The 17,798-nt window shown below is 63.1% G+C and carries 16 protein-coding genes and 2 pseudogenes; 5 read left to right on the forward strand and 13 right to left on the reverse strand.

Translation table 11 applies throughout. From position 1 onward, the window contains the following. Positions 1-53 precede the first annotated feature (53 nt). The gene (locus ACIQUF_RS18475; protein WP_403133996.1) at positions 54-1,016 is read left to right on the forward strand and encodes an amino acid ABC transporter permease; all 963 of its coding nucleotides are present in this window, start codon (positions 54-56) and stop codon (positions 1,014-1,016) included. Next, positions 1,009-1,743, forward strand: a complete 735-nt coding sequence (locus ACIQUF_RS18480) for an amino acid ABC transporter ATP-binding protein (protein WP_403134466.1) — start codon at positions 1,009-1,011, stop codon at positions 1,741-1,743. The genes ACIQUF_RS18475 and ACIQUF_RS18480 overlap by 8 nt, the downstream gene beginning before the upstream one ends. Before the next feature lie 31 nt (positions 1,744-1,774). Here ACIQUF_RS18480 and ACIQUF_RS18485 read toward each other — a convergent pair whose 3' ends face one another. The 12 genes and pseudogenes from ACIQUF_RS18485 to ubiE form a co-directional block, all read right to left on the reverse strand. After that, on the reverse strand, positions 1,775-2,668 hold the full coding sequence (locus tag ACIQUF_RS18485) for a methyl-accepting chemotaxis protein (protein ID WP_403134468.1): 894 nt from the start codon (positions 2,666-2,668) through the stop codon (positions 1,775-1,777). A gap of 9 nt (positions 2,669-2,677) precedes the next feature. Next, positions 2,678-3,388: pseudogene (locus ACIQUF_RS18490) on the reverse strand (methyl-accepting chemotaxis protein); the annotation flags it as partial. A gap of 108 nt (positions 3,389-3,496) precedes the next feature. After that, a complete protein-coding gene (locus ACIQUF_RS18495; protein WP_403133998.1) occupies positions 3,497-5,059 on the reverse strand; it encodes a methyl-accepting chemotaxis protein in 1,563 nt (520 codons plus the stop codon). 100 nt (positions 5,060-5,159) lie between these two features. Then, positions 5,160-5,867, reverse strand: a complete 708-nt coding sequence (locus ACIQUF_RS18500) for a 16S rRNA (uracil(1498)-N(3))-methyltransferase (RefSeq protein WP_403134000.1) — start codon at positions 5,865-5,867, stop codon at positions 5,160-5,162. Next, on the reverse strand, positions 5,864-6,655 hold the full coding sequence (gene tatC / locus ACIQUF_RS18505; RefSeq protein WP_403134003.1) for a twin-arginine translocase subunit TatC: 792 nt from the start codon (positions 6,653-6,655) through the stop codon (positions 5,864-5,866). The genes ACIQUF_RS18500 and tatC overlap by 4 nt, the downstream gene beginning before the upstream one ends. A 17-nt stretch (positions 6,656-6,672) precedes the next feature. Further along, positions 6,673-6,999: pseudogene (gene tatB / locus ACIQUF_RS18510) on the reverse strand (Sec-independent protein translocase protein TatB); the annotation flags it as partial. A 3-nt stretch (positions 7,000-7,002) separates the two neighbouring features. Further along, the gene (locus ACIQUF_RS18515; protein WP_403134006.1) at positions 7,003-7,287 is read right to left on the reverse strand and encodes a twin-arginine translocase TatA/TatE family subunit; all 285 of its coding nucleotides are present in this window, start codon (positions 7,285-7,287) and stop codon (positions 7,003-7,005) included. A 25-nt stretch (positions 7,288-7,312) separates the two neighbouring features. Next, positions 7,313-7,648 (reverse strand): phosphoribosyl-ATP diphosphatase, encoded by a 336-nt coding sequence (locus ACIQUF_RS18520; protein ID WP_400796552.1) that lies wholly within the window; start codon positions 7,646-7,648, stop codon positions 7,313-7,315. Between the two features lies 1 nt (position 7,649). After that, positions 7,650-8,042 (reverse strand): phosphoribosyl-AMP cyclohydrolase, encoded by a 393-nt coding sequence (hisI, locus tag ACIQUF_RS18525; protein WP_159412421.1) that lies wholly within the window; start codon positions 8,040-8,042, stop codon positions 7,650-7,652. 72 nt (positions 8,043-8,114) lie between these two features. Then, a complete protein-coding gene (ubiB, locus tag ACIQUF_RS18530) occupies positions 8,115-9,734 on the reverse strand; it encodes a ubiquinone biosynthesis regulatory protein kinase UbiB (protein WP_403134008.1) in 1,620 nt (539 codons plus the stop codon). Then, on the reverse strand, positions 9,731-10,354 hold the full coding sequence (locus tag ACIQUF_RS18535) for an SCP2 domain-containing protein (RefSeq protein ID WP_400796558.1): 624 nt from the start codon (positions 10,352-10,354) through the stop codon (positions 9,731-9,733). Before ACIQUF_RS18535 ends, ubiB begins: the two co-directional genes overlap by 4 nt. After that, entirely contained in the window at positions 10,354-11,124 is a 771-nt protein-coding gene (gene ubiE / locus ACIQUF_RS18540; protein ID WP_400796561.1) for a bifunctional demethylmenaquinone methyltransferase/2-methoxy-6-polyprenyl-1,4-benzoquinol methylase UbiE, read from the reverse strand. The genes ACIQUF_RS18535 and ubiE overlap by 1 nt, the downstream gene beginning before the upstream one ends. 124 nt (positions 11,125-11,248) lie before the next feature. Here ubiE and ACIQUF_RS18545 point away from each other — a divergent pair, with 124 nt between their 5' ends. Beyond that, entirely contained in the window at positions 11,249-11,524 is a 276-nt protein-coding gene (locus ACIQUF_RS18545; RefSeq protein ID WP_403134011.1) for a polyhydroxyalkanoic acid system family protein, read from the forward strand. 13 nt (positions 11,525-11,537) lie between these two features. On the opposite strand, the gene ACIQUF_RS18550 is transcribed toward ACIQUF_RS18545, so the two are convergent. After that, positions 11,538-16,310, reverse strand: a complete 4,773-nt coding sequence (locus tag ACIQUF_RS18550) for a hypothetical protein (RefSeq protein ID WP_403134013.1) — start codon at positions 16,308-16,310, stop codon at positions 11,538-11,540. A gap of 178 nt (positions 16,311-16,488) precedes the next feature. On the opposite strand from ACIQUF_RS18550, the gene ACIQUF_RS18555 reads away from it, so the two are divergent. After that, positions 16,489-16,908 (forward strand): phasin family protein, encoded by a 420-nt coding sequence (locus ACIQUF_RS18555; RefSeq protein WP_403134014.1) that lies wholly within the window; start codon positions 16,489-16,491, stop codon positions 16,906-16,908. 10 nt (positions 16,909-16,918) lie between these two features. Beyond that, complete coding sequence (locus ACIQUF_RS18560; RefSeq protein ID WP_403134015.1) at positions 16,919-17,686, forward strand: phasin family protein; 768 nt, start codon at positions 16,919-16,921, stop codon at positions 17,684-17,686. Positions 17,687-17,798 lie beyond the last annotated feature (112 nt).

Below are 17,798 nucleotides of genomic sequence, written 5' to 3' on the forward strand. Positions count from 1 at the left end.
TGACCCCGACGCGCAGGTAAACCCTGCGCGTTCGCATTTACGGACGTACCCACGTGATCAAACACAAGAAAGCCCAATGGCCCTGGCACGCGCTGACCGCGCTGGTCCTGGTGGGCCTGGCGATCAGCCTGTACCTGGCCACCTCGATGATCTCCTACGAGTGGCGCTGGAACCGCGTACCGCAATACTTCGCCTATCAGGCCGAAGAAGCGCAGCGCGCCGCCGGCTACGGCACGGTGCAGGAAATCGTCGTCTCCGGCGATAACGCCCGCGTTACGCTGAAGGACGAGAACGGCGATGAGCAAGTGCTCGACGTGGCCAAGGACAGCCTGCAACTGAGCCGCGGTGACGACGTTGCCGAAGGCGACCAGATCGGCGTCACCCGCCATTGGGCGGCCGGCCCGCTGGCCTGGGGCCTGTGGACCACCTTGTGGCTGTCGGTGGTGTCCGGGGCATTGGGCCTGGTGATCGGCCTGTTCGCAGGCTTGTGCCGGCTGTCGAACAACCCGACCCTGCGCGACCTGTCGACCGTCTATGTCGAACTGGTGCGCGGCACGCCGCTGCTGGTGCAGATATTCATCTTCTACTTCTTCATCGGCACCGTGCTCAACCTGTCCCGTGAGTTTGCAGGGGTAGCGGCGTTGGCGCTGTTCACCGGCGCCTACGTGGCCGAAATCGTCCGTGCTGGCGTGCAGTCGATCGCCAAGGGCCAGAACGAGGCCGCCCGCTCGCTGGGCCTGAATGCCGGCCAGTCGATGCGCCACGTGATCCTGCCGCAGGCCTTCAAGCGCGTGCTGCCACCGCTGGCCGGGCAGTTCATCAGCCTGGTCAAGGACACCTCGCTGGTGTCGGTGATCGCCATCACCGAACTGACCAAGAGCGGCCGCGAGGCCATCACCACCTCGTTCTCGACCTTCGAGATCTGGTTCTGCGTGGCAGGCCTGTACCTGCTGATCAACCTGCCGCTGTCGCACCTGGCCAGCCGGCTCGAGCGGAGGCTTGCGCAAAGTGATTGAAGTCCGTGACCTGCTGAAAGTCTTCGACACCCGTGGCCAAGTCGTGCGCGCGGTGGACAACGTCACCACCCAGGTGGCCAAGGGCGAAGTGGTGGTGGTGCTCGGGCCGTCGGGCTCGGGCAAGTCGACCTTTCTGCGCTGCCTCAATGGCCTGGAGCATTTCGACCAAGGGTCTGTCGCCATCAACGGCGTGCAACTGGCCGATCCGAAGACCGACATCAACGCCTACCGCCGCGAAGTCGGCATGGTGTTCCAGCATTTCAACCTGTTCCCGCACATGACCGTGCTGGAGAACCTGTGCCTGGCGCAAAAGGTCGTGCGCAAGCGCGGCAAGGCCGAGCGCGAGGCCAAGGCGCGGGCGCTGCTGGAGAAGGTGGGAATTTCGCAGAAGGCCAACGAGTACCCGTCGCGGTTGTCCGGAGGGCAGCAGCAGCGGGTGGCGATTGCCCGGGCGCTGGCGATGGAGCCCAAGGTGATGCTGTTCGACGAGCCGACCTCGGCGCTCGACCCGGAAATGGTCGGCGAGGTGCTGGACGTGATGAAGACCCTGGCTCAGGAAGGCATGACAATGGTCTGCGTAACCCATGAAATGGGCTTTGCACGGGAAGTGGCAGACCGGGTGCTGTTCTTCGACCATGGCAAGCTGCTGGAAGATTCCTCGCCAGTGGAATTCTTTGATTCGCCGAAGGATCCGCGAGCCCAGGCCTTCCTGCGCCAGGTGCTGTAAGTGTTGGGGCCGCGAAGCGGCCCCTGCTCTCTCAAAGGCTGAACCGCCCCACCATCCCCCGCAACTGCCGCCCCAACTGCTCCAGCTCCCCACTGGAAGCCGCCGTCTGCTCACTGGCCGCGCTGGTCTGGTCCGACCCATCGCGCACGCTGAGCACGCTGCGGTTGATCTCTTCGGCCACCACGCTCTGCTCCTCGCTGGCCGTGGCGATCTGCTGGTTCATGCCCTGGATGTTCGAGACCGTATCGGTGATCTGGCTTAACGCATGCCCCGCCTTGCGGCTCAGCTCGACGCTCTGTTCGGTCAGGCGCTTGCTGTCGTCGAGCAGGCCTGTGACCTCGTCGGTGCCGCTGTGCAGGCTTTCAATCAGCTGCTCGATCTCTTCGGTGGAGTGCTGGGTGCGCTGGGCCAGCCCGCGTACCTCGTCGGCGACCACGGCAAAGCCCCGCCCGGCCTCGCCAGCACGCGCGGCCTCGATGGCAGCGTTCAGGGCCAGCAGGTTGGTTTGCTCGGATACCGACTTGATCACATCGAGAATGCTGCCGATGCGCTGGCCTTCCCCGGCCAGGTGCCGCATGGCACGAAGGCAGTCGTCCATCTGCCTGGCCAGCTGCTCGATGTGGTCGATGGCTTCAGCCACCACCTGGTCGCCTACCTGCGCCTGCTGGTCGGCATGGGTCGCCGCCATCGACGCCTGCTCGGCATTTTGCGCGACTTCCTGCACCGTTGCGCTCATCTGGTTCATGGCGGTGGCCACCTGATCGGTTTCCTCGCGCTGCTGGTTGATGCGCAGCTTGGTGTCTTCGCTGCTGGCCGCCAGTTGCGTGGCCGCCTGTGACAGATGGCCGACGCCCTGATCGATACCGCCGATCAGCTCGCGCAGGCTCAGGGTCATTTCGCGCATGCTGGCCTGCAGCTGGCCCATTTCATCAAGGCGCTGCACGGGTTCCACCTGGCCCAGGTCGCCGCGCGCGATGCGTGCTGCCACGGCCAGGGTCTGGCGCAGCGGCTGGGTGATCTGCAGGGTGATCAGCCAACCGGCCAGCGTGCCCACCACCAGCGCCAGCAGGGCGACGCTGGTCAGCAACGAGCGAGCGGCCAGGGCTTCGCTGTCGCGCTGCTCGATCTTGCGCTCGCTCAGCTCCAGGCTGACGGCGCCCAGTTCGTTGCCCATCCGCTCCATATCGTTGTGCAGCTGTTCGACACGTTCTGCGGTCGCATTGTTGAGTGATTGCAGGGTGGCGAAGTGGTCGCGCAGGCGTTGCAGCAACTGCAGCTTCTGGCTGAGGATCTGGCGTGTTTCATCGTCACTGCTGCGTTGCTGCAGTGACGTCAGCATGGTTTGCAGTTGTTGCAGGAGGTTGTTGATCTGCGTCTTGCTGGCGTCGTCGGCGAACACCCGATAGGTGATGCGCTCGGCGCGCAGGTCTTTGACCAGGTCGTTGATCAGGCCGATTTCGCTGAGTTCTTGCGAGCGGCTGATGGCGCCATCCAGGGCGCGCCAGCCACTGACCGTGGTAGCCAGGGTGAGCAGCAGCACCACGGCGAAGCCCAGGGCGAGTTTGGCGCCGACACTGATATTGCCGAGGCTGCGGTTGAGGTAGCCGAACATGGCAAGTCTCCATCCAGTTGAGTAGGGAGCCATACCAGCACTTCGCTAGCATGACCCCCTGCCCATCGGCGGAGAGTGCGTAGGACTTGACCTGAAAATCAGGTAGGAAATTTCACCCTGATTTGTGGGATGTAGATTCCGTCAGAGTTTGAAACGCCCGACCAGGCCCTGCAGGTGCGTGCCCAGGCGCGCCAGCTCGACACTGGAACTGGCCGTTTCCTCGCTCGCGGCTGAAGTCTGGTCGGAGATGTCCCGTACATTCATCACGCTGCGGTTGATCTCTTCGGCCGTCGCGCTTTGTTGCTCGGCCGCCGTGGCGATCTGCTGGTTCATCGCCTGAATCGACGACACGGTGCGGGTGATGGTATCCAGTGAGCCACCGGCACGGCGGGTCAGCTCGACACTGCTGTCGGTGAGCTGGCGACTGGCGTCCATCACGCTGGCGACCCGCTGGGTGCCGCTTTGCAGGCCGGCGATCAGTTCTTCGATCTCTTCGGTGGATTGTTGGGTACGTTGGGCCAGGCTGCGCACTTCGTCGGCGACCACGGCAAAGCCACGGCCGGCTTCGCCGGCACGGGCCGCTTCGATGGCCGCGTTGAGCGCCAGCAGGTTGGTTTGCTGGGCCACCGACTTGATCACATCGAGCACGCTGCCGATCTTGTCGCTTTCGGCCTTGAGCTGGTTCATCGCTTCGCTGGAATTCACCACTTCGCGGGCCAGGCGCTCGATTTGCGCGACGGCCTCGCTGACCACCCGATCACCCTCGCGGGCCTGCTGGTCGGCCGCCAGTGCCGCTTCCGAGGCCTGTTCGGCATTGCGCGCCACTTCATGCACGGTGGCGGCCATTTCGTTCATGGCGGTCGCGACCTGGTCGGTTTCGACCTTTTGATTGTTGACCCCGGCGCTGGTCTGCTCGGTGACGGCCGACAGCTCCTCGGCGGCGCTGGCGATCTGGGTGACACCGTCGCCGATGCCGCCGATCAGTTCGCGCAGGCCCTGGGTCATGCGCTGCATGCTGGCCTGCAGCTGGCCGAGTTCGTCGCGTCGGTCGCTGTGCAGGTCGTGGCGCAGGTCGCCGCTGGCAACCCGTTCGGCGGCTGCCAGGGTCTGGCGCAGGGGGATGATGATCTGCCGGGTGATGGCCCAGGCGGCAAGCAGCCCCAGGATCATTGCCAAGGCAGTGGCCCCGGCCAGCATGGCTTTGGCCTGGCTGGCGCCGGCATCACGCACTTGGGTTTGCGAAGCGGTCATGGCCTGGCTGGTCTGGAGCAGCACGGTGCCTTGATCGGCCATGCGTTGCAGCGCTGGTTCGCCGGCACCTTGCTTGAGTTCCGCGAACGCCTGGCGGTACAGGCGGATCGCCTCCAGCTGTTGTTCCAGGCGCTGGTGATCGGCAGGCTGCTCGATCTGGCCGAGCATGAACTGCACCTGGCGCTCAAGGGTGCCCAGCGCCTGTTCCAGATCACTGATCGATGCCGGGTCCGGCTTGCGCTCGTAGTGCTGGCGGGCGATGCGCAGGTCCTGGGTGTACTGCTGGATGACCGAGATATTACCCAGCTTGTCACCGCGGTTGATGATGCTGTCCATGCCCAGCCACCCGGTGAGGGTGATGGCCAAGGTCATTAATAACACCAGGCCGAAGCCCAGCCCCAACTTGCGATTGACGCTTACATTCCCCAGCGATTGGGAAAACCATCGGTACATGTTCGACTCCCCGGCAACGTGGCAGCACGGCTTATTGTTGTGTTGCCATAGCCATCGGCCTGCGCCGGGGAAACTTGATGGTTGGAAGTTGACCCGCCTGTCAGAAAATTCTCGAGAGCAGGGCGGTTACGGCGGTTTCCACGCGCAGGATACGCTCGCCCAGCTGTACCGGCGCCAGGCCGGCTTTGTTCAGCAAGTCAACTTCGTAGGGGATCCAGCCACCTTCGGGGCCGATCGCCAGGGTCACGGGGCCTTCCACCGCGCGGGGGCAGGCGGGGTAGGGGCCGGGGTGGCCGACCAGGCCGAGGGTGCCCTCGGCGATGGCGGGCAGGCGGTCTTCGACGAAGGGCTTGAAGCGCTTCTCGATGATCACCTCGGGCAGCACCGTGTCGCGGGCCTGCTCCAGGCCCAGGATCAGGTTGTCGCGGATGCTTTCCGGGTTGAGAAACGGCGTCTGCCAGAAACTTTTCTCGACCTTGTAGCTGTTGACCAGGATCAACCGTTGTACCCCCAGGGTGGCCACGGTCTGGAACAGCCGGCGCAGCATCTTCGGCCGTGGCACGGCCAGCACCAGGGTCAGTGGCAGCTTGGCCGGCGGCGGTTGGTCGAAGCCGACCTGCAGTTCGGCTTCGTGCTGTTCAAGGCGCACCACCGTGGCGCTGCCCATCAGGCCATTGATGCGGCCCACGCGCAGGCTGTCGCCCACCGCCACGCGGTGGATGTCCTGCATGTGGGTGAAGCGCCGATCGGCAAGGACCACGCGGTCGGCCGAGACGAAGTCGGCCTCTTCAAGAAGCAACAGGTTCACGGTTGGGTCGCTGGCGGCTGGTCGTTGTGGTCGTTGGCCGCTTCATCGTCGCCGTGGCTGCGCTTGCGGATCAGGCTGCCACACAGCACGCCGATCTCGAACAACAGCCACATCGGCACGGCGAGCAGGGTCTGCGAGAAGATGTCCGGCGGGGTGAGGATCATGCCGACCACGAAGCAGCCGATGATCACATAGGGGCGGATCTTCTTCAGGTATTGCACATCGACCACGCCAATCCACACCAGCAGCACCACCGCCACCGGGATCTCGAAGGCCACGCCGAAGGCGAAGAACAGGGTCATGACGAAGTCGAGGTAGTTGGCGATGTCGGTCATCATCGCCACGCCATCCGGGGTGGCGGCGGCGAAGAACTTGAACATCAGCGGGAACACCAGGAAGTAGGCGAAAGCCATGCCGGCGTAGAACAGCAAGATGCTCGACACCAGCAGCGGGATGGCGATGCGTTTTTCGTGGCGGTACAGCCCCGGTGCGATGAAGCCCCAGATCTGCTGGAGGATAAACGGGATCGCCAGGAACAGCGAGACGATCATGGTCAGCTTGAACGGCGTCAGGAACGGCGAGGCCACATCGGTGGCGATCATCGTCGCGTTGGCCGGCAAGTGGTCGCGCAGCGGCGCCGAGACCAGGGTGTAGATCTGCTGGGCGAAGGAGAACAGCCCGGCGAAGATCAGGAAGATCGCGGCCACGCAGCGCAGCAGGCGGGTGCGCAGTTCGGTCAGGTGCGAGACCAGCGGCATCGGCTGGTCGTCTTGCGGTTTTTCGCTCATGGGGCTCGCGGCGGTTGAGGCGGGGCGGGCTGCTCAGGCGCAGGCGTAACGGCTGGCTGTTCGGTTGCCGCAGGGGCGGGCGGCTGGGCCGGCGGCGTCAGCGGGTTGAGGATGCGCTTGGCTTCCTGTTCCATCTGCAGGATGTGCTCGTTGTGCAACTGGCGGCGGATGTCGTCGGCGCCAATCTCGCGCTCGACCTCCATCTTGATCGCATTGAAGCTGCGCTTGAGCCGGCCAATCCACAGCCCCGCGGTACGCGCGGCGCCGGGCAGGCGCTCGGGGCCGAGCACCAGCAACGCGACCAGGCCGACGAGCAGCAACTCACTGAAGCTGATGCCGAACATGGCTCAGTCTTTCCGCTGCGGCTCTTGGACCGGCTGGGCCTGGCCCTCGATGGTATGCCCCTGCTGCGGCGCGGCGGGCTGCTGCTGGGTGGCCTGTACCGGCGGCACTGGCTGAGCGGGCGGCGCAGTTGGCTCGGCCGGCTTGGTTTCTTCTTCGTTCATGGCTTTGCGGAAGCCCTTGATCGATTCGCCCAGGTCGCTGCCGAAGTTTTTCAGCTTCTTGGTGCCGAATACCAGCACGACGACGACCAGCAGGACGATCCAGTGTTTCCAGTCAAAAATACCCATGGTGCTCTCCTAGAATTCTCTGTACTCAGGCCGACGGCTGGCGCGCGGCTTTTTCATCGTGCCCGGAAAGGCCGAAACGGCGCTCCAGCTCATCGAGCACGGCTTGTGGATGCTGGCCCAGCGCGCTGAGCATGACCAGGCTATGAAACCACAGGTCGGCGGTTTCATAGATGACATCGCTGTAATCCTTGCTCACCGCAGCATCTTTGGCCGCGATGATGGTCTCGACGGACTCTTCGCCGAGCTTTTCCAGAATCTTGTTCAGGCCCTTGTGGTACAGGCTGGCCACGTAGGAGCTGTCGGCGGCCGCGTGCTTGCGTTCTTCGAGCACTTCGGCCAGGCGGTTGAGGGTGTCGCTCATGTCAGTGTCCTGCGCTGTAGATGGCATCCGGGTCTTTCAATACCGGGTCGACGGTTTTCCACTGGCCGGCTTCGAAGACGCGGTAGAAGCAGCTTTCACGGCCGGTATGGCAGGCGATATGGCCCAGTTGCTCGACCATCAGGATGATCACGTCGGCATCGCAGTCCAGGCGCATCTCGTGCAGCTTCTGCACATGGCCTGACTCTTCGCCCTTGCGCCAAAGCTTGCCACGCGAACGCGACCAATAGATGGCACGTTGCTCGGCGGCAGTCAGCGCCAGCGATTCGCGGTTCATCCAGGCCATCATCAGCACGCGTCCGGTCTTGTGGTCCTGGGCGATCGCCGGTACCAGGCCATCGCTGTTCCACTTGATCTCGTCCAGCCAGTCTTTCATCGTCGACTCCAAAACGGGCCCGCTCCTGTACCGGGCCCTTTGCGCTAGTGTGCCAGCCAGCCGCGCGGCTGGCTATTGGCGCACGATCAGGTACAGGCCGGCGGCCAGCATCAGCCACGCCGGCCAGGCGCTGGGAGCAGCCAGGCTGGCGGCCTCGGCGGCACCCGCGGCCAGCACCGCGCCACCACCGAGCAGGCCGGCGCCGAGCAGGCGCAGCGGCCAGCGGTCGCCCTGGCGGCGCCGCTCGGGCAGTTGCGGGTCGTGCAGGTGTGGCTGCGACATGCGTTCGAGCAGGTCGCGGGTCATGCCGGCCAGGTGCGGCAGCTGCTCGGCCTGGCTGTAGATGTTGCCCAGCACCGCCTTGGGGCTGTAGCGCTCGCGCATCCAGCGTTCCAGGTAGGGTTGGGCGGTGCTCCACAGGTCGAGGTCGGGGTACAGCTGACGGCCCAGGCCTTCGATGTTGAGCAGGGTCTTCTGCAAAAGCACCAGTTGCGGCTGCACTTCCATGTTGAAGCGCCGGGCGGTCTGGAACAGGCGCATCAATACCTGGCCGAAGGAAATATCCTTTAACGGTTTTTCGAAGATCGGCTCGCACACGGTGCGGATCGCCGCTTCGAACTCGTTGACCTTGGTGTGCGCCGGCACCCAGCCGGAGTCGATGTGCAGCTGCGCCACGCGGCGGTAATCCCGCTTGAAGAAGGCGAACAGGTTGCGCGCCAGGTAGTCCTGGTCTTCGGCGGTCAGGCTGCCGACGATACCGCAGTCGATGGCGATGTACTGGGGGCTCCACGGCTTGACCGTGCTGACGAAGATGTTGCCGGGATGCATGTCGGCGTGGAAGAAGCTGTCGCGGAACACCTGGGTGAAGAACACTTCGACGCCGCGCTCGGCCAGCAGCTTCATGTCGGTCCGCTGGTCGGCCAGGGTCGCCATGTCGGTCACCGGCACGCCATAGATGCGCTCCATCACCAGCACCTTGGGGCGGCACAGGTCCCAGTAGACCTGGGGCACGTACATCAGCTCCGAGCCTTCGAAATTGCGTCGCAGCTGGCTGGCGTTGGCCGCCTCGCGCAGCAGGTCGAGCTCGTCGTAGATGGTTTTTTCGTAATCGTTGACGATCTCCACCGGGTGCAGGCGGCGGGCATCGGCCGAGGCGCGCTCGGCGGCCTTGGCGATCAGGAACAGCCAGGCCAGATCCTGGGCGATCACCGGCTTCAGGCCAGGGCGCACCACCTTGACCACCACTTCTTCGCCGCTTTTCAGGCGTGCGGCATGCACCTGGGCCACCGAGGCCGAGGCCAGCGGTTCGACGTCGAAACGGCTGAACACTGCGCCGACCTTGGCACCCAGCTGCTCTTCGATCAGCGCCACGGCCTGCTGTGGGTCGAACGGCGGCACACGGTCCTGCAGTCCCATCAGCTCGTCGGCGATGTCGGTGGGCAGCAGGTCGCGGCGGGTGGACAGCAACTGGCCGAACTTGATGAAGATCGGCCCCAGGTCCTGCAGCGCCAGGCGCAGACGGGCGCCACGGGTCAGCTCAGACGGCTTGCGCGGCAGCCAGCGCCACGGCATCAGCAGGCGCAGGCTGCGCAGCCACCAGGGCAGCGGCAGGTCGAACAGCAGGTCATCGAGGCGGTAGCGGATCACCACGCGCTGGATGCGGAAAAGACGGCGGACGGCGAGCAGCTTCATGCGTTATCGCTGGTATCGAGGGATCGGGAGAGGCGCTGCAGGCGCGCCTCGAGGCGTTCTATGTCGACCTTCAGGCTGTCGAGCTCGCTGAAGGCGGCTTCGGCTTCGCGCTTGCCCACCAGGGTGCGCGACTCTTCGGCCAGGTATTCGGAGAGGTTCTGGCTGAAGCGTGCCAGGCCCTGGCGGGTCCAGCGCGCGCGCAGGCGCACGTGGCCAGCGAGCAGCGAGGTGGCGACCGGGCCGAGCCAGCGTTGCAGCTCGTGCTCCCAATCCAGTTCCAGGTCCTGCAGCACGCCAAACAGGTCGAGCAGCACGGCGCTGTCGCCATGCAGCTCTACCTGCGGGCTGTGCAGTACGGCGCTCTTGTCCTTGGCCACGGCCAGTTGCAGCAGGCTGCCCGCCGGGGCGCGCAGGCTGCAGTCGACCTCGCCCTCCCAGTGGGCGGCGAGCATCAGGCCCTCTTCATCGGGCAGGATGAACACCTGCAGGGCCGGCTGGCGGCAGTCGATTTCGATGACCTTGCCTTCCAGCGCGGCCAGCCGCGGCAGCGCCGTGCTGTCCATGCGCAGGACGCGGTTCAGGCCATGTTCGACGCTGGCGAGCAGCCCTGCCAGCAGCATCAGGGCTTGATTCCCCGGTGCACGGCGACGATACCGCTGGTCATGTTGTGGTAGGTGACGCGGTCGAAACCGGCATCGACCATCATGCTCTTGAGGGTTTCCTGGTCGGGGTGCATGCGGATCGATTCGGCGAGGTAGCGGTAGCTCTCGGAGTCATTGGTGATCAGTTTGCCGGCCAGGGGCATGAAGGCGAACGAGTAGGCGTCGTAGGCCTTGGACATCAGCTTGTTGGTCGGCTTGGAGAACTCCAGGATCAACAGGCGGCCACCGGGCTTGAGCACGCGCAGCATCGAGCGGATGGCTTCGTCCTTGTGGGTGACGTTGCGCAGGCCGAAGGCGATGGTCACGCAGTCGAAGTGGTTGTCCGGGAACGGCAGTTTTTCAGCGTCGGCCTGGACGAACTCGATGTTGCCGGCCACGCCACGGTCGAGCAGGCGGTCACGGCCGACCTTGAGCATCGATTCGTTGATGTCGGCCAGCACCACCTGGCCGGTCGGGCCGACCAGGCGCGAGAACTTGGCCGCCAGGTCGCCGGTACCACCGGCAATGTCCAATACCCGGTTGCCGCTGCGCACGCCCGACAATTCGATAGTGAAGCGCTTCCAGAGGCGGTGCATGCCGCCGGACAGCACGTCGTTCATCAGGTCGTACTTGGCGGCTACCGAGTGGAATACTTCGGCGACTTTCTTCGCTTTCTGGCTCTCAGGCACGTCCTGGTAGCCGAAATGCGTGGTGGGTTCGGCGTGTTCGCCTTTGCGCTGGTCGTTCATATCGCTTCACCGGAAAAAATTACCGCCATTCTAGGGCGAACCGGCGGATTTGTCTTGGCGGGGTGTGCCCTGTGGCAGGGGCGGGCATAATGGCGATTATGTCTTCATACCCAGGATTACCCGCATGACCCAGATCAGCGTCGAACGCAAACACTCTCTCGGCCGCGACGCCGCCCGTGCCAAGGCCGAAGCGCTGGTCGACAAGCTGAGCCGTGAATACGACCTCAAGGCCACCTGGAAGGGTGACCGGGTGGACGTCGCCCGCAGCGGCGCCAATGGCAGCGTGCACATTGGTGATGACAGCATCCGCGTCGAGCTGAAGCTGGGCATGATGCTGTCGATGATGAGCGGCACCATCAAGGGCGAAATCGAGCGAGCGCTGGACAAGGCCCTGGCCTGAGCCCCGGTTGGCGTCAGCTGCTGCGGCTGGGTGGAAAGGGTATCAGCCCCTCGACCTCCTTCAGGCGCAGATTTGCGCGGTAGACCTCGATCTGCTCATGCGCTGTGTGGGCGCGTTGCAATTGAACCTGGCGCTCAAGCGCTCGCGGGCTGGCAATACCTTGTGCGGTTGGCATCTTCAAATGGCCCTTGGAGAATGCCTGGGGTGCGCTGTTCGCGGTGGGGTAATGGAAATGCACTTCCCACAACAGCCCGCCGGGTGCCTGCGTGCGGTGGACCGGGTAGATATCCAGGTAATCATTGGCGCGAAGCCTTTTACCCAGCACCGGCGCTGCGAAGCTGACTTCACCCTGCTCGTGCAAATAACGCAGGGCGGTGCTGTCGGGGTGCTGGGTATCCAGGTAGGCGTCGATGAGCAGGCGGCGTTTCTCGCTCTGCAGGCGCTGGATCGTGGTTTGCAGGCGGGCGGCCAGTCCTTGGGTTGCCTCCTTGTGCTCTGACAATTGCCGGGCAATGTCCTGCATGTCCTGGATGCGCCAGTCCATCAAGTCCGCCAGGCTGTTCGGCTCGTCCTTGTACCTGGACACCGTGCGGATGATTTCCGCTTCGCGTTGCAACAGGTCTTCGGCACGTTTTTTCAGCTGCGCAGTTTCAGCCGTAGCGGGCTGGGTGGTTTGCAGTACTTCTACCCATTGTTCGCCCTGTTGCTGGTAAGTCGATACCGTTGCCTGCGTGATCGGATCATGTTGTACGGCCTGGCCTTCATTCGCGCCTTCTTCGGCCAGGATCACGCGACCTTTGGACGTGCGCACCAACTGACGCTTGCCAGACCTGACCCGGTAGACGGGGCGTGGTAGCGGCGGCGCGGATGTCGAGGCAGCATCAGGCTCGCTGGCTTTCAACGCGGCACTGAGCTGTGTTTCAGCCAGGCACTTCAAGATGCTTGTTTGCGCCACCAGCTCGTTGAGCATCGCGGTGTCCAGGGCGGGTTCTGAAAGCATCAACAGATAATCGGCGGTGGTGCGCACCCGTTCGTACTGGCGGACGATATCGCTTAACAGTTCTACGGTTTCCTCGGGCGTCAAGTTGGCGCTGACGATGTCGTTGTGGCTCAACAAGGCTTTTTCGTAATCTCGATTGCGCAGGCAACGTTGCATCAACAACAGCTCTTCTCGGTTACCGTCGGCCAGCAATCCCCGGTTCAGGCTCAGCTCGATCAGGTCATTGACGATCTGCCCCCTGACAATCAGCGTGGAATAAGGCCGCTCTTCGATGAAGTCATTGAGTTTGGATGCCTTGTCGGTGAATCCGACCTGCGGGTCATTCAATGCCTTGGGCAGGCTCTCATCCAAGCGTTCGCTCACGTTGAGCAAACGTTGATGCACCTTCAGCGCTTCCTGGATGCGCGCGCGCAGTTCGGCGCGGTAGTTGAGCTGTGCGGGGCCTGTTGCCGTTCTGACCTGTTCGACCAGTTGCCGCAGTGAGGTATGGTCGAAGACCTGCAGTAAACGTCCATAAAGCGACATGTCGTTCGTCAACAGTTCTTCAATCCAGATGTCGCGGGCTTTCTTGGCCTTGTCTTGCCTCGCCATCTTGCTGAACCGCGGCTCTGAAAGTTCGTTGTACAGGTCGACATTCGACTGCAGGAGGCCGGCGACCTTTTCATGGATGAGGGCCAAGACCAGGATGTTCGGCCTCACTGCTTCCAGTTTGGCGCGCAAGGCTACATCTCTGGCCTGCATGTCAGCAGGCATGTCTGCGACGCCGGTTTCCTTGAAACGCACATACTCCTTACGCCACGCAACGGCTTCGATGTCATAGTCATGAACCACGGTGGCATTGTGGCGAATGAGTGAGTCGAACTTTGTCAGCTGTGCCTCATTGTCTTTCTGAAGTTGAACCAGCTCATCGAAGCGTGCCCGGTTCTTCGCCAGTACCGTTTCCCTGTTTGAGCGCATGCCGCCCGCCATGTACAGGTCTATCACCCATTGTCCCCCCCACCGCGTTACCCAAGGCCCCCGGGCAGGTTCGCGGCCGACCACGTAGTAGCCGTCCCATTGGCCGCCCCATTGAGATGCCCACGGCCCTTGTGCCTGATCCGGGCCGATGATCTGAAAACCTTGCCATTCTTCGCATACTTCATAGGCGGTGCCTTGCAGATTCACGTAGTAACGCTCGGCGATCTTGTACAAGCCGCGTGCTCGACCGGATGGCTCAGGCAGGACACCCTCCAACGATACGTTGGCCTGAAGGGCGCCTAGCGCGTTGCGTGCAGCTTTGGGCAAGTTGCCCAGGCGTTGATCGTCGTGCCAGCGCGTCAGGCTTATCGACCCCACAGCCTTTTCACTGCTGGCAGGTTGTTCAACAGCCTTGGCGCCCATTGCAGGCGCCGAGTGGTTCAACGGACTCGGTCCATCGAGGTCGGCCAGGGTCACGTGGGTATTTGCTGCGGCCTGAGTGTCTTCATGCACCAGCAGCATGGCGAGGTTGGCCAGGACATCGGCAAGTGCCAGTGATTTCTGTGCATCATCGCCGTGCAGCAGCTGGGGAATGTCCTCTTTCAGGGCGATCACGCTGATTGCCAGCCACGCCACCCCGGCAAGCGGAGGGGGCAGTATGGGGGCCGTGAAATTGAGCAGCAGCCAGGCGAACTGCTTGACGGTTTGCCAGCGTTGCTGCGCGCTGGATACGCCGGCGCGGGATGCCAGGATCAGGGTCGCCTTGTTCCTGGCCTGGTACATCGCCAGGTCGAGGTCCGTCTGCCAGGCGTCAAAGACGACGGCCACTGGCTGTACGAGTTTTTGCAAGGCGCTGTCCAGGAGGCTTGCGGTCGTTGGAAGGAGCCGCACCAGTTGCGACAGGCGAGGATGAAGATGGGGGTGGGTGAACCCGCCGTCGTCATAAATGGGCCGGGCGTCATCGTCCAGCCAGCCGAGGATGCTCTGTTGCAGCTCACCGCCTTCTCGAATCTTCCCTGCCAGTGCGGCGAGGCTTGCGAATTCGAAAATGGGTCGATGGTTGAAGAGGGGGCGGTAGACGATCCAGGAGGCACTCGGCCGAACTTTTATCAAGAACATGCCCCGCACCTGGTCCAGTGCGGTAACCCCGGGTGCGCAGCGAAAAGCCAACGGAGCGAAATCAAGCTGCTCGCTTTCAGGCGCTGTGCCCAGGCAGAAGCGGATGATCGCCTGCGTTGACTGTTCACACAGATGCCCATCGATCTTGGCCTTGAGTGCATCGAACAGCAGGCACGCGCGCCATTTGTGAGCGAAACGTTGCAAGCGCATGGGCCGCTCGGACGCATCGTTGAGCCTGGCGTCGACATAGCTGGGATATTGGCCGCCAATGTCGAGTGTTTCGATGAGTGCACTGGCGTATCGCACATTCATCCAGCCATCGATCCGCTGGGCACCGGGGCCGGTGATGTGGCTGAGCACTTCAAGTTCTTGCAGGTGCACTCGCGAAACCGCCAGTTCGGTCAGTGTCAATGCGCGCCTTGGCTTGAGCGTTGCCGGCAATGCTGGGTCCGGTAGCGGGTCAGGGCCTGCGATCCACACCGTCAACTGATCGGGATCATAGGGTGTAGCGCCTGGCTGGTCGGCGCGCATCTGCTCACGCAAGCGGCGTGCGGCATAGCGGTGGATGTCTTCAATGTCGTCCAGTGAACTGCGGCCCTCGCTCAGCGCTTGCCTGGCCGATGCCGCGAGCAAGGCTTGTTGGTAGCTGAAACGGTCGTCCGCACCGCTGCTGGCAAGCCATGCCGGCAGGGTTATGCGGTTGGTCGGAAGCGTCAGGTAGGGTAAATCGTCAAAGTGCGCTGCGGGGTCACTTAGCTGGTCGAAGAGGGGGGGCAGTTGATCAAGGCTGTCCAGGTTAGCCAGACGCGCTCGGCCGATGGTGTCGAGCAGGGTTTTGAGAAGCTGCACGGCCTGGTAAGCGAAAGCATCTATCTTAAGCACAGTGCGCGACCAACTGAGGGTATCGAATTGAAAGTTAGCTGCCAGTTGGTCGCGCAGTGCCGCAGCGAAAGCCTGCGTGCTTTCGTACCCGCGCAACTCACCCGACGGCTTGCACCACAACAACAAACGGCGCTCGTCGCGCTCTGCGGCAAGCAGAATGTCAGGCAGGATTAGCGAGTGCGCCCCGGCGTCGCTGGCCAGCGTGACGTGCAGGCCGTAGATGCTCAAGCTCGGATCGTTGCCGTCGAGCATGGCGTACACCGCCGCTTTTTCGTCGTTGTCCAAGCGCACGTCCGCAAGGCTGATCAGGACAGCGGACCTTATCGTCTGCTGCAGCCAACGTAATCGCGAGATGCTCGACCCCTCCCGGCAAGCGTTCCAGAAGCTCACCTGGGCGCGTTGATAGGATTCGACCAACAACATCAGCATGTCGTCGAAGTCAGCGTTCAGGCGCACGGGGTCCAGGTTGATTTCTGGCGTCGCGGCGGGGTCGATGCCTTGCTCCTGGGCCCTGAACGTTGCTGGCGGGGCCAGGCTGAATTGCACAGACGCTTCCAACGCCAAAGGCTGGCCACTGAGAAAGTGTTCGAGGAGAACGTCTACCAACGAACGGGTCTTGACCAGACCGTCTTCGTCCACACCCTCCATGATGCTGAAGCCTTCAAGGCTTGTCAGGCCGGGGTTGTGGGTGGCGATGGTCGGGTAACGCTGGGTCAGCGTGCGCAGCCCCTCTTGGGCGAGTACCTGGCGCAAGGTGGGGCGATTGGCGAAATGGGCATTCACCTGCTGCTTGAATGACGACGCGGCGGTGCTGAGTGATGGAGGCATGGGACGCAGACTTTCTGTCGATGAAGAGTCGACACGCTAAACGGCTGTAGCGTTGGGCCGTGGTAGATAGATCTGGTCAACCCTAGGGTGAAGATTCTAATTTTTCTGCCTACCGTAGTGACCAAGCCCGAGGTCCCTGGGCCGATCCCTCTCCACTCATGAGCATGAGGTACAGAGCATGGCCAAAGTGAATGTGAAGAAAAAGGACGATGCCCAGAGCACCCTGGGCGAAGTGCGTGGCTACGCGCGCAAGATCTGGCTGGCTGGCATCGGCGCCTATGCGCGGGTTGGCCAGGAAGGCTCCGATTACTTTCAGGAACTGGTAAAAGCCGGTGAAGGTGTCGAGAAGCGCGGCAAGAAACGTATCGATAAAGAGCTCGATGCCGCCAACAACCAGATCGACGAAGCGACCGAAGAAGTCAGCCGCGTACGTGGCAAAGTCGAAGTTCAACTGGACAAAATCGAAAAAGCTTTCGACGCGCGGGTCGGTCGCGCCTTGAATCGCCTCGGCATTCCGTCTAAACATGACGTTGAGGCGTTGTCCATCAAGCTTGAACAGCTGCATGAGCTGCTTGAGCGCGTCGCGCACAAACCATAAGGAGAGCAGGATGGCTGGCAAGAAGAATTCCGACAAAGAAAGCAGCTCCTGGATCGGCGGGATCGAAAAGTACTCCCGCAAGATCTGGCTGGCAGGGCTGGGTATCTACTCGAAAGTCGACCAGGACGGCCCGAAGCTGTTCGACTCGCTGGTGAAGGATGGCGAGAAGGCCGAGAAGCAGGCGAAGAAAACCGCTGAAGACGTGGCCGACAGCGCCAAGGCTTCGACCACTTCGCGCGTATCCGGCGTGAAGGACCGTGCGCTGGGCAAGTGGAACGACCTCGAAGAAGCCTTCGACAAGCGCCTGAACAGCGCCATCTCGCGCCTGGGCGTACCGAGCCGCAACGAGATCAAGGCCCTGCACCAGCAGGTGGACAGCCTGACCAAGCAGATCGAGAAGCTGACCGGTGCTTCGGTTACGCCGATCTCCTCGCGCGCTGCTGCCAAGCCGGCTGCGAGCAAGACGGCGGCCAAACCGCTGGCCAAGGCCGCTGCCAAGCCTGCAGCAAAAACTGCAGCGGCCAAGCCTGCTGCCAAGACCGCTGCGGCCAAGCCGGCAGCCAAGCCTGCGGCCAAACCCGTTGCCGCCAAGCCGGCAGCCAAACCTGCTGCGGCGAAAAAGCCTGCGGTGAAAAAGGCCCCGGCCAAACCCGCCGCCGCCAAACCGGCAGCACCCGCGGCCAGCGCCGCCCCGGCCGCTACCGCAGCGCCAGCGCCAAGCGCCGCGCCGGCCAGCAACGCGCCGTCGGCACCCGTGGCTACCGGCACCTTGATCTGACAGCGGCATAGGGCCCTTCGCGGGGCAAGCCCGCTCTCACAGGATTTCCACAGCCCTGAAGGTCGATGGAAATCCTGTGGGAGCGGGCTTGCCCCGCGAAGAAGGCGCCGCC

It is taken from the genome of Pseudomonas sp. NPDC090233, assembly GCF_044772285.1.
In the GTDB taxonomy this organism is placed as follows: domain Bacteria; phylum Pseudomonadota; class Gammaproteobacteria; order Pseudomonadales; family Pseudomonadaceae; genus Aquipseudomonas.